Source organism: Bifidobacterium sp. MSK.13.1, from assembly GCF_019131435.1.
GTDB classification, from domain to species: Bacteria; Actinomycetota; Actinomycetes; order Actinomycetales; family Bifidobacteriaceae; genus Bifidobacterium; species Bifidobacterium pseudocatenulatum.
The window spans coordinates 137,268-152,299 of the sequence record NZ_JAHOMM010000001.1 but is presented as its reverse complement, the minus strand read 5'-3'; the positions used below and the strand labels follow the sequence as shown (position 1 = coordinate 152,299).

Genomic DNA, 15,032 nt, shown 5'->3' with positions numbered 1-15,032 from the left:
TGAGTTCTGCTCAGCAAACCCCGCTTTTTTGTATGTCGTGCATATTGCGCCAAAACTTGGATGATGCTCGGCTGGCATCGGTAATGAGCCATTAATCTTGCGGTGCGCTTTTGTAACTGCGGCGTAACAGTGCGGTGGTGATTGTAACGGACGATTCCGGCACAATCGTGGGTATCGACAGTTTCGTGAAGAGGTTTTACTGACGGACATGTCTCTCACAGGAAAAATCCCATGTATGAATCGAGGCCACCATGGCACAGCAGATCACTAGCTTGCTTGACGATCCTACGCAAGCGGTCAGTCTAGACACTTTCAGTGGGCTCACCAAAGGATGCCCCGCACCATTCTGGCTTTTCCAAGGCGTTTGCGCGGCTTGGGGCATCGACCACCAGCGGGCGCAACTCAACCTCATCACCGTATCCGAGAACGCGACGTTCCTGCTGTTGCTGGACGGCGAGCCCCAAGGCGTGGTACGTGTCTCGCAGCCGGGCTATGTGGGAGGTCCCGAGGCGGTGGCGTCGGAAATCAGCTGGTTGAATGCGTTGCATGATATCGAAGATATCAGCCTGATCAATCCGGTTCCCACCATCCGTGGCACGTTCGTAACGAAAATCACTGATCTGAACGGTGTCGGCTGGACGGTGATCTCCACGAAATATGTGGAAGGAACCGTGCTGGAAGATCTTGAGAATCCTGCACCGTATTACGAGACGATCGGTGAATGGGCTGCGAAATTCCATGAGCAGTCGCGCACGTGGAGCAAACCGTACGGTTTCACCCGCTTCAATTGGGATCTTTCGAACATGGTTGGTCCGGCACCGCGTTGGGGACGTTGGGAAAACGCCAATCTCACCGACGAAGAGAAGCAGCTGTGCGACACCGCGCTGTGGAAGGCCATGGACGTGGTGATGAAAGTGCCGAGAACCAACGAAACTTGGGGGCTTATCCATGCCGACTTGCGCCCGTCGAACGTGATTCGCGGCAATGACGGGAGACTGACCGTCATCGATTTCGACGATGCCGGATACAGCTGGTATCTCTACGATTACGCTTCATCGCTGAGTTTCATCGAACATGAACCGTATGCTCCCGATCTTGCCAAGGCGTGGGTCAAGGGATACCAGCGCGTCGCAGGTTCGTTCACGGATGAGGAACTGCGTATCATGTCCGCGCTTTCCATGATCCGACGCATGCAGATGCTCGGCTGGACCACCAGCCACCGTGAGGATGCCCTGCCCGACGGTCTCGCTGCACAGCAGGCTCCCGGCAGCGTGATGTGCGCAAAAAACTATCTTGAGGATCCGCTCTGGCTGCTGCATTAGGCAAGTTGCATGAAACAAGCGTAATTACGCAGAAACCAGACAATCCAAGAAATCCAATCGTAAGCACGTAAAAATACGCAATTACGAAAATCTCAATTTTTATAACTTAACAACATCTGACCGCAACCAACCAAACGAGGAATCAATGGCATAACTCGCCGAACAATAAGAGAGGAAGGCGATTACAATGACTGCGTCAACTGTTTCGGGACGATCGATAGGCGGCGTGACCTACGTTGAAACCGACAAGGACTATTTCGCAAAACGACAGCTTAAGCGAACCGCGGGAGCGTTCGGTCTATGGGCCATCGGCATTTCCGCGGTGATCTCCGGCGACTTCTCCGGCTGGAACGGAGGCATCGCCCAAGCCGGATGGGGTGGCATGCTGGTGGCCGCCATCGTGGTGTACCTCATGTACGTGCTTATGCTCAACTCCATCAGCGAAATGGCGTCGGCCATGCCGCACACGGGTGGCGCGTATTCCTTCGCGCGTGCCGCCATGGGTCCGTGGGGCGGCTTCTTCACCGGCCTTGCGGAAACCATCGAGTATGTGATGACCGCAGCCACCATCGTCTACTTCTCGTCGGCATACGCTGATGCGATCCTGTCGAACCTGACCGGATATTCGCTTGACGATCATGGCTTGGCTTGGGTTTGGTGGCTTGCCTTGTATGCGATTTTCGTAGTGGTCAATTGGCTGGGCGCCGAAACGTCGTTCCGTTTCGCCGAAGTCGTGTCGATCGCCGCGCTCGCCATCGTCGCACTGTTCGGTATCGGCGCTTTCGCCACTGGTAAGGCCGATTTCTCCACGCTGCTCAATATCATGCCTACCGAAGGCAACTCCGCGTTCCTGCCGTTCGGCCCAGGTGCCATCTTCTACGCCATGCCGTTCGCCATGTGGTTGTTCCTTGGTATTGAGCAGCTGCCTCTGGCTGCAGAGGAAGTGCGTGAGCCGGAAAAGAACATTCCGAAGTCGTCCCGCCTGTGCATTTTCACGCTGGGATTGTCCGCGCTGATCATCGTGTTCCTGAACCCGGCTGTGGTCGGTTCCGAAGCGCTCGCTGGTTCCGATGAGCCGTTGCTGGATGGCTATCGTGCGATTCTGCCGGGCAATCTCGCCGCGGTGCTGTCCGCATTCGCGTTGATCGGTCTGCTCGCTTCCATCCAAGGCATTATGTTCGCGTATGGCCGCAACCTGTATTCACTGTCCCGTGCAGGCTATTATCCGGCGTTCCTGTCGCTGACCGGTAAGAAGAAGACGCCGTACTGGGGTCTGGTCGTCGGCGCGATCATCGGTTTCGCAGCCCTGTTCATCATCGCGTACGGCGGTGATGGCGCCGGTTCGGTGGTGTTGAACATCGCTGTGTGGGGTGCGGTGCTGGCATATCTGCTGCAGATGGTTTCCTATGTGATCCTCAGGAAGAAGATGCCTGATATCAAGCGTCCGTTCACCAGCCCGTTCGGCATGCCGGGCGCGGTAATCGCAGGTTTGCTTGCATTCTGCATTTTCGTTGCCGTGCTGCTGAACCCGGATTATCGACTGGCCGTCTACGCCATGGTGGTCATCTACGTTCTCGCGACCATCTTCTTCGCGGTTTACGGACGTAAGCACCTGGTGCTTTCTCCGGAAGAAGAGTTCGCCGCTTCCGGCGGAAAGGTCGCATATAAGACTGAAGACTGACTGATTTTCTGCGATTATCGTTTCGTTTTCTTGAAATAAAACGATATTGCCAAGGCCGTGTTCATCTGGGATGCGGCCTTTTTCAATCATCGGAAATATGTAAAAAGGTCAACCAAATAGGTGGAAAACAGCGGAAATGGTTTGTTTCTGCGCTGTATCAGCCACTCAACATTACTGCGTTACCGTGTGGGTAACGCCACAGGAAGCCAACGAAAGAAGGAATCATGGCAACTCGATCAACCATCATGGACACCAATAGCTTCCGTCCGGAAATGGCGGCCGCGCTCGACCCAGAAACACGCAAACTAACCGAAGAGCGTGACGTGCTTGGTCCGGCCTACCGTTTGTTCTACCGCAATCCAGTGCATCTGGTGAAGGGCCGTGGCTCGCATCTTTGGGATGCCGACGGCGAGGAATACTTGGACGTGTACAACAATGTCGCATCCGTCGGCCACTGTCACCCGCGCGTGGTGGATGCACTTACCCAGCAGGCTTCGATGCTCAACACCCACACGCGCTACCTGCATGAGAACATCCTGCATTATGCGGAAGATATCCTCTCCACCATGCCTGACGAACTTGACCGCATCATGTTCCAGTGCACTGGTTCCGAAGCCAACGATCTGGCCATTCGCGTAGCACAGACCTACACTGGCGGCGAAGGCGTGATCGTGACCAGCGAGGCCTACCATGGCAATTCGGCACTCACCTCCAAGCTTTCCCCAGCGCTCGGCACCGCGCAAACGCTTGGCTTGACCATGCGCATGATTCCCACGCCGGACACTTACCGCTTGGTCATTGACGGCAAGCCTGCCGCGGAATGCGCCGCCGAGGAATTCGGCAACTGGATGGCTGGCGAAGTGCGCAAGGCCGTTGCCGATATGGAACGTCATGGCATCAAGTTTGCGGCATTGCTTGCCGACTCCATCTTCTCCTCCGACGGCGTGTACCCCGATCCGGTCGGCTATCTGAAGCCGGTGATCGACACCGTTCATGAACTGGGTGGCGTATGGATCGCCGACGAAGTGCAGCCGGGCTTCACTCGCACCGGCGACGCATTCTGGGGATTCGGACGCCAAGGCATTGTTCCCGATCTGGTCACATCCGGCAAGCCCATGGCCAACGGTCTGCCCACGTCGATGATGGCCGCCCGCCACGAAGTACTTGAACCGTTCGCAGGCTCCATTCCTTACTTCAACACTTTCGGCGGCAACCCGGTATGCATGGCCGCGGCCCAGGCGGTGCTTGACGTGATGCGTGACGAAGACACCATGAGCAACGCCAAGAAGGTCGGCGCAATATTCAAGGATGCCGTCGCGTCGCTTATGCCGGCACACCCCTGCATCGGCGACGTGCGTGGCGCGGGCCTGTACATCGGCTGCGAAATCGTCAAGCCGGGCACCAAGGATCCCGACCAGCAGGCAGCGCTCGATATCCTCGAAACCCTGCGTGACAACCACATCCTCACCTCCGTATGCGGCCGTTACGGCAATATCCTCAAGCTGCGCCCGCCGCTGGTGTTCAGCGAATCCGATGTGGATTGGTTCATGGATGGATTCATGAAGACTCTGGAAACATTGAAGCTGTAAAACGACAGATAACCATAAAGAAAGGGCGCGGATATGGAAGATCATACCGGCATCAGGCGCACGCGAAGCGCTACGAGCGAACTGGTCTACCGTATCCGCGCTCGCATTCGTGAACAGGAGCTTCTTCCCGGAGAGAAACTCGGATCGGAACGGGCGCTCGCCGACAGTCTTGGCGTCAGCCGTTCCGATTTGCGCAATGCGTTGACCGTGTTGGAATCCGATCATGAAATCATCCGCAAAATCGGTCGTGCCGGGGGCATCGTCATATCGGACGGACGTTTGGAACGCAATATCAACACGGTGGAATCATTGCCGACGATCGCGCGAAGACAAGGCATGCGCGTTTCGTCGAAAGTATTGCAGGCGGTGATTGCCCCGGCTTCCGTTTCCGACGTGCGTTTGCTGCGATTACCGGGCGAGCATCCGATGATCTACGACATTACGCGATTGCGGTATATCGAAAATCGGCCGCTTTCGTTGGAACGGTCGCATTTGCCGGCATATCTGTTTCCTCTGTTCCTTACACGCGATTTGACGACCCCGTTCTACACCATGTTCGAACGTGATTATGGTGTGTATCCGTGCAATGTCGACGAAACATTGGAATCGGTGGTCGGCGACGAGCAGGAGAACGAGCTGCTGCAGATCGAGGCGGGAACTCCGCTGATGCGCATTCACCGGATCGCCTATGCGTCGGATGGATGCCCGTTCGAGCGTGCCACTGACGTGTATATCGCTGATCGCATGCGATTCACCATGCATCATTCCGGCTATGTACGCCTGTCCGCAACGTCTACGCAGAATATGACGAAATAAGCCGGAAGATTCTTCGGTTATACGATGCGGCGGTCGGCGGCCCAGCGGGTGAGTTCGGTGCGGTTTGACAGCTGCAGTTTGCGTAGTACGGAGCTGACGTGCGTTTCCACGGTTTTGATGGAAATAAACAGTTCCGCAGCCACTTCCTTGTACGTGTAGCCGCGCGCGATCAAGCGCATGACTTCCTGCTCACGGTTCGACAAGCGGTCCAGCTCGTCATCGTGGATCGGTCCGCTTGCAGGGCCGCCCATGCCAGCCGGTGAGCCATTTTGGAAAGCGGACAGCACGAATCCCGCCAATTTCGGCGAAAACACGGCATAGCCCTCATGCACTTGCTTGATGGAAGAAATCAAATCATCGCCGGAAATCGTCTTTGTCACATAGCCTTGCGCTCCGGCACGAATCACCGAACCGACATCCTGCGGCGAATCAGACACCGACAGCGCCAGAAACACGGTATTAGGGGAGTATGCGCGCGATTTCACGAGAATTTCAGCTCCGCCGCCACCCTCGCCACCGGGAACATGCACATCAAGCAGCACCACATCCGGCTTCGTCTGCGCGATCATCGCCACCGATCCCTCGACATCGGCCGCTTGCCCGACGATGTCGAAATGCGGCTGCAGCGTTGCGATAACGCCCGCACGGAACATTTCATGATCGTCAACGATGGCGATGCGGATCTGCTGTTCCTGCTCGTTCATTGCTGCTCCTCGAAATGGTTGGTAGGTTGATTGCTGAATTGATTGGTACGTTGATTGTTGGATTGACGGTTATGGTGATTGGGAAAATCGGTTTGTTGTGAGTTGCTTTGCGGCTCGTGCGATTGCTGCGCATTCGTGTCGGCGGCTGCGGATGCGGGCATGTCTGCGATTGGCATATGCATGCGTACCTCCGTGCCCCATTGCGGTCTCGATACTATCTCCACTGTACCGCCACGACGCTTGATTCGTCCGATAATCGATTCACGAATGCCAAGGCGATTCGCGGGGATGGCATTCACGTCAAATCCGTTGCCATGGTCGCGCACGAACACTTCCACCAGTTTGCTGCTTGCCTCGCAGTAGACGGAAATCGGCTCTCCTCCATGCGCTACCGCATTGATAAGCGCCTGTTGCGTGGCGTCAAGCAACGCATCGGTTTGCGCGCTTGGACGTGCGTCGCCCACCGTCACCACTTCGATCGGCTTGCCATGCGTGTCTTCCACATGTGCGGCGATTTCTTTCAAGCCGGCGTTCACGGAACGGTCAGACGTGGTGCGTTCCTGATACAGCCATTCACGCAATTCGCGTTCCTGCGAACGCGCCAGCGAAAACACCGTCTGCTGATCGTCGGCATGCAACTGAATCAGCGCCAACGTTTGCAGTACGCCATCATGCAGATGCGCGGTCATGTCGGCACGTTCCTCTTCGCGTTCCTTCGATGCGCGTTCCGTACCCAAATCGCGAATCAGCGCCATGATCCATGGCACAATCGCAAGCAATACGCCAATCAGCAGTGCCAAACCGGCGCACAGTATGCGAATCATGGAAAACGCGTCAAAATGCATGCAGGAACTGACGTACAAAGCGTATGCGGCGAAAATAATCGCAATGCCGCCAAGCATCGTCCATAGTTGACCTTCTTCGGCGTTGAAACGCAACCAAGAGACGCCGATACCGACCAGACCAAGCAGCAGGGGCACAATCAGAGTGCGTTCAACACCGCCTGCGAACATGACGAAACAGATGGAAAGCAGCATCAGACCAGCTAATGCAAGCAAAGCGGGTTTTGGTGCTTTCTTCAGTGTCTGCTCAAGACTTTCGCTGGAAGATTGCGTATCGCCATGCGTTCCGTCGTTGCATGCAGTCGTATCTTCAAAAGATGGTGGTTGCGGGTGCGGACCATCTTGCGGAGCTGTAAAAGATTGATATTCCGGGGAAACGGGATATATCCCGTACGGCATGTTGCCCCGGGAAAGCGGTGCCTGCCATGGCGAACGTTTGCCGGCAATAATGTACGTCTGCTGTATGGGGTCTCCCACGGGAAGTGCCATCCACAGGAAAATGTAAGCGATGAGCCCTGAACCGAACAGACATGTGGTGGCGAGGAAAAACAGGCGCACCCATAGCACGGCAATGCCCAAATGCATGCTGATCGCCTTGCATACGCCGGCTCCCATGCGTCCGTATGGAGGACGCATCAACGGCAGTTTGGCCGGCTGCGTCGGCAGCGGACGTCCCTCATGCAGGGCTTGATCGCAGCAGTAGCGCATATATACGGCGCTTGCCTGGTCGTATTGGCTTTGCGTATACCACGGTTTTCCTAAGGATTTCATACTTCTATTGTGCCTTGTAAGGGACGCCGTTTCAGGGCATTCATATAGTGTTCAGGGCAGATTCAGGGTGTTCCCCGATACATGTGGCATGCGCGAGTTGCTGTAATGGAACCATGAGCAATGCAAACAATGGTCCGCTGGGCGATCGCGGCAACGCAGGGCCGCAGCCTTCTGCTGGACAGCCGTATCATCGGCAGCCTGCGTACGGTTCGCCGCAACCTTCCCGCGGCGGCCGTTTCTTCGCGTGGATTCGTTCCAGCCAGGTCAAGCGTGGACATGACCGTTGGATTGGCGGCGTGTGCGATGGCATAGCACGTCGTCTTGGTTGGAATACCACGTTGGTTCGTGCGCTTATGGTGGTTGCCACACTGTTTTTCGGCGCGGGTGCCGCGTTCTATGGCCTGGCGTGGTTTGTGCTGCCGGATGAGCGCGACAATCAGATTCTTGCTGAGGATTTGATTAACGGCAAGTGGGATTGGAATTGCATTGGCGCGCTGTTGTGCTGCCTTGTTGCCATCTGTTTGCCGGGGGCAGGATGGTTTGCTTTCGCGTTGGCCGCGTTGGTGCTGTGGCTTCTGCTCAATAGGCAGATTTATGCGCCGAATGTTCCTCCAAATCAGTGGCAGCAGCCCCCGTATGGTCAGGCTCCGTACGGTCAACCGCAATATGGTCAGCCTCAATATGGAAGTCCTTCGTACGGACAGCCGGTGCCTCCTGCATCGCCGTCTCCAGCGCAATCGAATCCTTATACTCAGCCGATGCAGGCGAGCGGCGCATATAACGGGGTGGCCAACACGGCTTCGTCACCGGAATCGCAATCGCCTCAGCCTCAGCGCCCTCAGCCTCAACAGCCTCAGTATCATGCCTACCAACAGCAGGCCAATGGTCCGGCCGCTTTTGCCACGGCCAATGTTCCACCAACATTCACCGCTCCGGTAGCCCCGGTGGCGCAGACGCCTACGCAGCCAAGAAGGGGGCGCCGTAAGCCGGCTGGTCCACTGCTGGTATTGATGATGTTCGGTCTCACGATGATCGCATGCGCGCTATGCGTATGGTGCATTATGACGTACGGCGTTCAAGGCGGGCAGCGGGGCACCGAATACACGTTGCAGGCATGCGCGGCATTCGTCGGTGGCATCTGTCTGGTGACGGGAATCGTTATTGTCGCGCTCGGATTCGCGGGCAGAAGAACGGGAGGATTGCATCCTCTGACATGGATATCCGTATTCATGTCGTTGGTCATGGTGATGGCTTTGGCGGGTTATTCGCTGTTCAGCTATCGGATTGACACGAGCATTCCCTCATCCTACAAAAGGGTCAATGTGTCGGGAATGACCACCATGGGCTCCACCGCCAGTGAAATGAGCGAATACGAGCAGGGCATCGTCGCGCAAGGCGATGATTACGCCACCGACGTGCTGCATATCGACTTAAGCGATTACGCGAAAAACAACGGTCCGCACAAAGTGGATCTTCAGGATGGCACACAGGGCACGACTTCCTGCCCTACAGGAACGTTGAATGTGGTGGCCTCAAGCGCACAGGTCGTGGTGACCTTGCCGAACGGCTGCTGGTGGGCGTTCGGGTCTGACGGTAATTTCTACAACATCACCGATTTCGTCGGCAGTTCGGACGGGCTCACGTTGGATTCCGGCAATATCTATGTCTCGCTTATGGGCAACGATTCCACGAAATCGGTAGTGAAAAAGCGTGCGCTGGGAACTTACGATCGGAGTTGCGGCTCGTACGGAGACGAATCCGGCATCGAGGATTTCGATGATGAGACCGATACGGAAGATGGCATGGATACCGGCGCCGATTCCACTAGGACCGATTCCCCCTTCAAAGACGGGAATGTAGATAAGGCCTACCGCGAAATCTACGACAATCATCAATATTGGCCGTGCTTCACCGATGATGGCAAGGCTCCGGTCATGCCAACCGGACTGCGGATCAATACTATGGCAACGGTCGGCGGCAGCGTCGCGGTGCAGTATGCGTCCGACAACACATTGGGCAAAGCGGGAAAGGAGTGACCATGAGCGACGACAAGACCCAGGAAATGCCGGTCATGGCTGATGCCGGAGATATGCCTACCGAAACGTTGCATACCGTGGATGCGCAGTCCACGTATGACCAGTCGCAGCGCAGTGGGCGTGCAACGCAGGATGATAAGCCGCGCGTGGAATCCGCTCCAGCGCAAGGCGTTCCGACTTATACCGCTTCGGTAGCCGGTGCGAATGATGGGCGCAAGAATCGGCAGACTGGAGACGACATCATCAGACCTTCCGGAAGAAGCGGTTCGACCATCGCGCTCGGCGTGTTCACGTGCTTCATGGGGGTGGTGACGCTGCTTTGCGGCATACATGTGCCAATGAATCTCTGGTGGTGGGCCAGCGATCCGAAACAGTTCTTCGTATTCCTGCTCGGAGGCATCGGCGTGCTGCTTATCGCCGTCGCCGTGATCTGGGCGATAGTCAGCGCGGTGCGTTCAAACCGATCCAAGAATGGAGGCGATGCGGACAGCGACGATCCATTCGACGCTCCCCATAGCTCGGATGCCACGGCCTTTTCGACTGATTCGGATAAGTCGCCGGTTTCGGAACGATCGTGAGAATCGGCTGAATAACCCCTGATATCAGCCGCACCGACGAAATCGAGGCTGACATCGCGAACAAATACGTGGCCACCATGGCATGACCAAATCCAACACTTGCTTTTCCATCTTGACGTTGGATTTTGGTCGTACCATGGTGGTCATTTTTTATGGTGATTTACGGGGTTTATTGCAGTCTTCAGTAATTTTCACGGTGTGTTTTCACTGTGTTTTACTGTGCGGCCTCAGCCTGTGCCAAATCCTCAAATCCAGCCAAACGAACCGTATTGCGAATCGTCTCTTCGGTGAGATTACGCCGCTCATGCCGCAAACGCTCCACAAAATCGTGGTACAACGCCACGGTACGGTCGGAATAGGTGCCCAATTCGCCGCGCAGATACGTTTCGAACGACGTGGTCTCTGGCGTATCTTCGACAGTGGTCAGCACACGCATCGCCTCGCCAAGATGAGGAAAACGCTCACGAAAATCACGCGCCCACGACACCTGAACTGTTATGATGCCTTCCTGCAAGGCGTTGCGATTCGCGGAAATCCGGGGAATATACGGCGCAATGTTTGCACAATACTCCTGTGGATATGTGGATTGCATCATGCGACCATACTTTTCCGTCACCAAATTACGTCCAACACGGTCGGCTTCCTGCAAGTCCGACCGGTAACTACGCAGCAATTCCTCCGGCCACGTCATGAACTGACTGGCACGCATCTGATGAAACATCGACCAATTGCCTTGGCAGGACGCGCGGCCGCCCTCATTATTGGTTTGCTGAAACTGATTCCACTCCAGTTTGATAATGGATTCAACAAGATTTGCTGTATCGTGACCGTCTATTACATCTGAAATTACGCTGCTATTCATATGATTTCGATTCTTGATTTCGTCTGATTATTGCTCTGATTTGCAATGCTTGCGATGGATTTTTTGACTGCAGGCACGTCACAGGCTGTGCAGACAACTCGCGTCGGACTTGATATGGTTCTCAACATACGGCCGCTGCCATTCCACAAACGTTTCGTGGGATTCGGTCAATCCCTCCCGCAGCAATTCATCCACAACATCACTGCAGATGCGCTCAACAGTGGCGATAATGCGCTCCGCCGCAGGCTTCGCACCCTTGCCGCCCTCACCGAAACCGGCACCGCCGAAACATGCGGCGGAACTCAATCGCAATATGTCTTCCAACTGTTCGCACACGCCGGCCAGCCTTGTTGCCATACGGCGGCTCAGCTTGCGCATGGCAGCAAACTGCCATTTGTAATACGGCAGATACCCAACGCTCACCGGCTCATTGATCAGAAACATCAACGAAGCCGTGGCGTTCACGAACTCATGAATGCTCAACATCGCAGCAGCACCATCGCCACGTTGCAGCATGCGCGGCAGATTGTATTGCCCCGCCTGAGCCATCATGCCCAAACGGCGGGAAATCAAGGAAAGTCGAACATCTTCCGGCATGAACTTGAACCCCTGCCGAGTCTTGGAAAACACCCCCAACGGATCAGCGAACACCTGACCGTTTGTGGCAGTGGCCAACGTATCTTCCTGCAAACTTAGCCAAGATGCAACATCGTTCTGCGCCGGAGCCTCACGAAACAGCGTGATCCGCTCGAAAAAATCGCCGATACGAAACACGCCATCACGGCGGAACTCGCCTTGCGCACGCGGCGTAAGTGGCGATTGAGATGCGGCAAGAGCGTCGGAATTAGCCGAACCATGCCCTGCAAAATGCGGCTTGCCCTGCTCGGCAACAGTGAAATCGCGACTCAACGCATCGTAATCAGCCTGCAATTGCTCGCCAATCGCATCATAATCCTCATCGGTAAGCCACAGGCAGAAACGCGGCGCGAAATCATGATCGCGCGACAGCTCATCGTCGAAACCGAAACATTCCGAACCATAACCGACCAAACCTGCGGCAATCCGCCCCTGATATGCCGAATATGCGCCGGCAAGCAACGGTTTGCCGAGATCATTCCAGAATGCGCGAGACAAAGCAAGTCCCGAAATATGGTGAGAAATCGCAGGAATCGAAGATGCGCCGGATTCCGTCATATAGTGCGGTTCACTTGATTGCTGAGATTCGATTGATTTCGGTGAATGCTGAGATTCCAAGGATTCTTGCGATTCTTGATATTCTTGCGATTCCCGCGTTTTATGAGATGATGGCATGTGCTTATGCAACGCCTGTTTTGCCACTTCAAGATTGACTGCAGTCGTGTGATAGTAGTCGGTGTTGCGTCCGTAGCATTCCTCAATCACGCTCAACGCATGCTCATAGCCGGAAACCGCATCCTGCAGGCAGCCGGCCATATAGCAGGCCTGCGCATAGCCGGCCAGCGCCGAAGCATAATGCGCACTATGTTCCAAATGCCCGGTACGGTAGATTGTCAACGCTTTCTGGGCGTGCTGTATGGCATCGCTCGCCCAATACCGGTCCATTTGCAGGAGCAGCAATGCAAGATTGGTGTGCGTGGAGGCAACGTCGATGTCAGCGCTCGCATCGGGGGAAGATTGCTCCAACAGGTCCAGCGCCTGTTCCAGCTCGCGCTTCGCCTGATTGAGACGACCGGTTTCGCTGTACAACATGGACATATTGTTATGCAGCGCGGCCAGGCGTCGGTCGGTGGGGGAGAAGGCGGACGTGGCCGCGTCAAGCGCCTGACGGTACAGCTGTTCGGCCTCCTCGTACTGGCCTGCGGCTCGCATGCCCGTGGCCGCGTTGATCAGCGTCGTAGCCCACGCCTGCGGGTCGATTTCCTGAAGATGCAAATGATCCGCAATGCTTAACGATTCGCGGATAATCGGCAGATTGTCGGTATGGCGACCTTGCGAACGGTAAAACCCCATCGTTTCGTTCAACACCGTCAGCAAACCGGCGTCATCATGACTGTGTTCGGCTTCGGTCCGCGCCTTCTGCAGATACGGTTCAGCCTGTTCAGGAGCCTTATGCGCATCGAAAATCGCATCAAGACCACGCAAAAATTGTTGTACATCAAATGTTGCGCATCCGTCATCGCAATTATTCATATTCAGATTGACATCACTGTCTGCCATCGCAATCCCTTCATCGGTGACTTCCATCATCTCCCGAACCGCAGACGGCATCGCAGACGGCGAAACAACGAAAGATGGGGAACATGCGATACGTCGTACAAAGAACAACGGGATATCTCATCACAATAATTGTGATGAGATATCCCGTTACATAACAGAAATAATCGAAATAACTGACTGTCGAATGTCAGACATGCACTTCGCGCATACGCTCCGTAGCACCCGTATGCGTTTCGTAACGACGCGAATAGGTGACCAGCATAATCACCGCGATCAAAGCGATCGGAGCACCGGCCAAACCGGTGTAATGGTAGTTCATGGTGTTTGCCGTCAATGCGGCACCACCAACGATCGAACCAACCGCATTGCCAAAATTGAACGCGATCTGCACGGCCGCGCCCGCAATCAGCTCGCCGCCGCCCTCACCGGCCTGCACCATCAGCAGCTGCTGTGGAGACGAGTTGAAGAACAGTGCGAAACCAATCAGGAATGTCAGCAGAGCGGTGGTCACATGATTGCCAGGAACAAAGAACACCAGCAACAAGCCAAGCGTGGCAATGGCCTGCGAAAGCCCGGCGGTGGCACCAGGCTTCCACAAATCAGTCAAACGACCGCCCGCAATACCACCGATCACCATGCCGAAACCGGCAAGCACCATTAACAGGGGAACCAGCGAAGAATCCCATCCACCGACCTTCTGCAGCCACGGTGAAACGTAGCTCCACCAGCAGAAAATACCGGAATTACCGCAGAACACCGCCATGAGAATAAACCACGGACCGGCGTGAGTGAGGAAACGGAACTGCCCCTTAATGCCAGCGTCCTTGATCGGCGCGACGAACGGCACCCACGCAATCACCAACACCATCGTCATCAACGCCCAAGCGGCAAGAATCGCAAACGCCAAACGCCACGACAGCATTTCCGAAAGCAATGTGCCCGCAGGCACACCCAACATATTGGCAACCGTCTGACCCGTCACCATCATTGACACGGACTGCGCTTCCTTGCCCTTATCGGCCAACGTCTTGGCGATCAGCGTGGCCGTGCCGAAAAACGCGCCATGCGGCAAGCCCGAAATGAAACGAGCGGCCAACAACATGGGGGAATTGAACGAAACCGCGCTCAACGTGTTGCCGACCAGTGCGATGATCATGAACAGAATAATGAGATTCTTCGGCGGTACCTTACGGCCGAACACCAGAATCAGCGTGCCCACGCACACGCCGATCGCATATGCGGAAATATAATGGCCTGCCGCAGGAATGCTGACCTGCATGGCGGCGGCTGTCTGAGGCAAAATGCCCATCATCACGAATTCGGCGGCACCAAGAATAAAGGCGCCGGAAGCCAAAGCCAGAATGCTTCTTTTCACAGTCTCTCCTCCATGAATGTGAAGCGTGTTGGTGTGCGCGCTTGTTTACGCGCTTGTGTATTACGTGTTTTTTGATTTTTCAGGTGGTTGCGTCTCGCATATGCTGTTTTGCACCGCTGATGCGCTGGAAATAAAAAAGGCGGAACCGAAGTTCCGCCTTGAGTTGTCGGGCTGGCGGGATTTGAACCCGCGGCCTCTTCGTCCCGAACGAAGCGCGCTACCAAGCTGCGCTACAGCCCGTTTGGCAACAGTTGGAAATA

At 55.5% G+C, this 15,032-nt stretch carries 11 protein-coding genes and 1 tRNA gene; 6 read left to right on the top strand and 6 right to left on the bottom strand.

Annotation, left to right across the window (positions count from 1 at the left end; translation table 11 throughout):
- Positions 1-251: 251 nt before the first annotated feature.
- The 4 genes from KSY55_RS00640 to KSY55_RS00625 all read left to right on the top strand — a co-directional run bounded on the left by KSY55_RS00640 (position 252) and on the right by KSY55_RS00625 (position 5,408).
- Positions 252-1,322 carry a phosphotransferase enzyme family protein gene (locus tag KSY55_RS00640; RefSeq protein WP_117501966.1) on the top strand — a complete coding sequence of 357 codons (1,071 nt, stop codon included), beginning with the start codon at positions 252-254 and terminating at the stop codon, positions 1,320-1,322.
- Between the two features lie 187 nt (positions 1,323-1,509).
- A complete protein-coding gene (locus tag KSY55_RS00635; RefSeq protein WP_118269143.1) occupies positions 1,510-3,003 on the top strand; it encodes an amino acid permease in 1,494 nt (497 codons plus the stop codon).
- Between the two features lie 224 nt (positions 3,004-3,227).
- Positions 3,228-4,592 carry an aspartate aminotransferase family protein gene (locus KSY55_RS00630; protein WP_034880491.1) on the top strand — a complete coding sequence of 455 codons (1,365 nt, stop codon included), beginning with the start codon at positions 3,228-3,230 and terminating at the stop codon, positions 4,590-4,592.
- A gap of 33 nt (positions 4,593-4,625) precedes the next feature.
- The gene (locus KSY55_RS00625) at positions 4,626-5,408 is read left to right on the top strand and encodes a GntR family transcriptional regulator (RefSeq protein WP_034880493.1); all 783 of its coding nucleotides are present in this window, start codon (positions 4,626-4,628) and stop codon (positions 5,406-5,408) included.
- 17 nt (positions 5,409-5,425) lie between these two features.
- Here KSY55_RS00625 and KSY55_RS00620 read toward each other — a convergent pair whose 3' ends face one another.
- Entirely contained in the window at positions 5,426-6,112 is a 687-nt protein-coding gene (locus tag KSY55_RS00620) for a response regulator transcription factor (RefSeq protein ID WP_065435508.1), read from the bottom strand.
- Positions 6,109-7,725, bottom strand: a complete 1,617-nt coding sequence (locus KSY55_RS00615; RefSeq protein ID WP_118269144.1) for an ATP-binding protein — start codon at positions 7,723-7,725, stop codon at positions 6,109-6,111. The genes KSY55_RS00620 and KSY55_RS00615 overlap by 4 nt, the downstream gene beginning before the upstream one ends.
- A gap of 113 nt (positions 7,726-7,838) precedes the next feature.
- Between KSY55_RS00615 and KSY55_RS00610 the strand changes: the two genes are divergently transcribed.
- Positions 7,839-9,761: a PspC domain-containing protein gene (locus tag KSY55_RS00610; RefSeq protein ID WP_095279186.1), complete on the top strand. Its 1,923-nt coding sequence runs from the start codon at positions 7,839-7,841 to the stop codon at positions 9,759-9,761.
- Between the two features lie 2 nt (positions 9,762-9,763).
- On the top strand, positions 9,764-10,339 hold the full coding sequence (locus KSY55_RS00605; RefSeq protein ID WP_065439474.1) for a DUF3784 domain-containing protein: 576 nt from the start codon (positions 9,764-9,766) through the stop codon (positions 10,337-10,339).
- A 214-nt stretch (positions 10,340-10,553) separates the two neighbouring features.
- Here the strand turns inward: KSY55_RS00605 and KSY55_RS00600 are convergent, their stop codons facing one another.
- The 4 genes from KSY55_RS00600 to KSY55_RS00585 all read right to left on the bottom strand — a co-directional run bounded on the left by KSY55_RS00600 (position 10,554) and on the right by KSY55_RS00585 (position 15,012).
- Positions 10,554-11,201 carry a DUF4125 family protein gene (locus tag KSY55_RS00600; protein ID WP_118269145.1) on the bottom strand — a complete coding sequence of 216 codons (648 nt, stop codon included), beginning with the start codon at positions 11,199-11,201 and terminating at the stop codon, positions 10,554-10,556.
- Positions 11,202-11,279: 78 nt separating this feature from the next.
- Positions 11,280-13,397: a DUF4037 domain-containing protein gene (locus tag KSY55_RS00595; protein ID WP_229030079.1), complete on the bottom strand. Its 2,118-nt coding sequence runs from the start codon at positions 13,395-13,397 to the stop codon at positions 11,280-11,282.
- A 187-nt stretch (positions 13,398-13,584) separates the two neighbouring features.
- Positions 13,585-14,772 carry an MFS transporter gene (locus KSY55_RS00590; protein ID WP_065439477.1) on the bottom strand — a complete coding sequence of 396 codons (1,188 nt, stop codon included), beginning with the start codon at positions 14,770-14,772 and terminating at the stop codon, positions 13,585-13,587.
- Between the two features lie 166 nt (positions 14,773-14,938).
- A tRNA-Pro gene (locus tag KSY55_RS00585) sits at positions 14,939-15,012 on the bottom strand.
- Positions 15,013-15,032 lie beyond the last annotated feature (20 nt).

Excerpts from the sequence above, each read along its gene's own strand:
- KSY55_RS00595 (WP_229030079.1), bottom strand. The coding sequence starts at position 13,397 with ATGGCAGACAGTGATGTCAATCTGAATATGAATAATTGCGATGACGGA.
- KSY55_RS00605 (WP_065439474.1), top strand. The coding sequence starts at position 9,764 with ATGAGCGACGACAAGACCCAGGAAATGCCGGTCATGGCTGATGCCGGA.
- KSY55_RS00640 (WP_117501966.1), top strand. The coding sequence starts at position 252 with ATGGCACAGCAGATCACTAGCTTGCTTGACGATCCTACGCAAGCGGTC.
- KSY55_RS00625 (WP_034880493.1), top strand. The coding sequence starts at position 4,626 with ATGGAAGATCATACCGGCATCAGGCGCACGCGAAGCGCTACGAGCGAA.
- KSY55_RS00610 (WP_095279186.1), top strand. The coding sequence starts at position 7,839 with ATGAGCAATGCAAACAATGGTCCGCTGGGCGATCGCGGCAACGCAGGG.
- KSY55_RS00600 (WP_118269145.1), bottom strand. The coding sequence starts at position 11,201 with ATGAATAGCAGCGTAATTTCAGATGTAATAGACGGTCACGATACAGCA.
- KSY55_RS00620 (WP_065435508.1), bottom strand. The coding sequence starts at position 6,112 with ATGAACGAGCAGGAACAGCAGATCCGCATCGCCATCGTTGACGATCAT.
- KSY55_RS00630 (WP_034880491.1), top strand. The coding sequence starts at position 3,228 with ATGGCAACTCGATCAACCATCATGGACACCAATAGCTTCCGTCCGGAA.
- KSY55_RS00635 (WP_118269143.1), top strand. The coding sequence starts at position 1,510 with ATGACTGCGTCAACTGTTTCGGGACGATCGATAGGCGGCGTGACCTAC.
- KSY55_RS00615 (WP_118269144.1), bottom strand. The coding sequence starts at position 7,725 with ATGAAATCCTTAGGAAAACCGTGGTATACGCAAAGCCAATACGACCAG.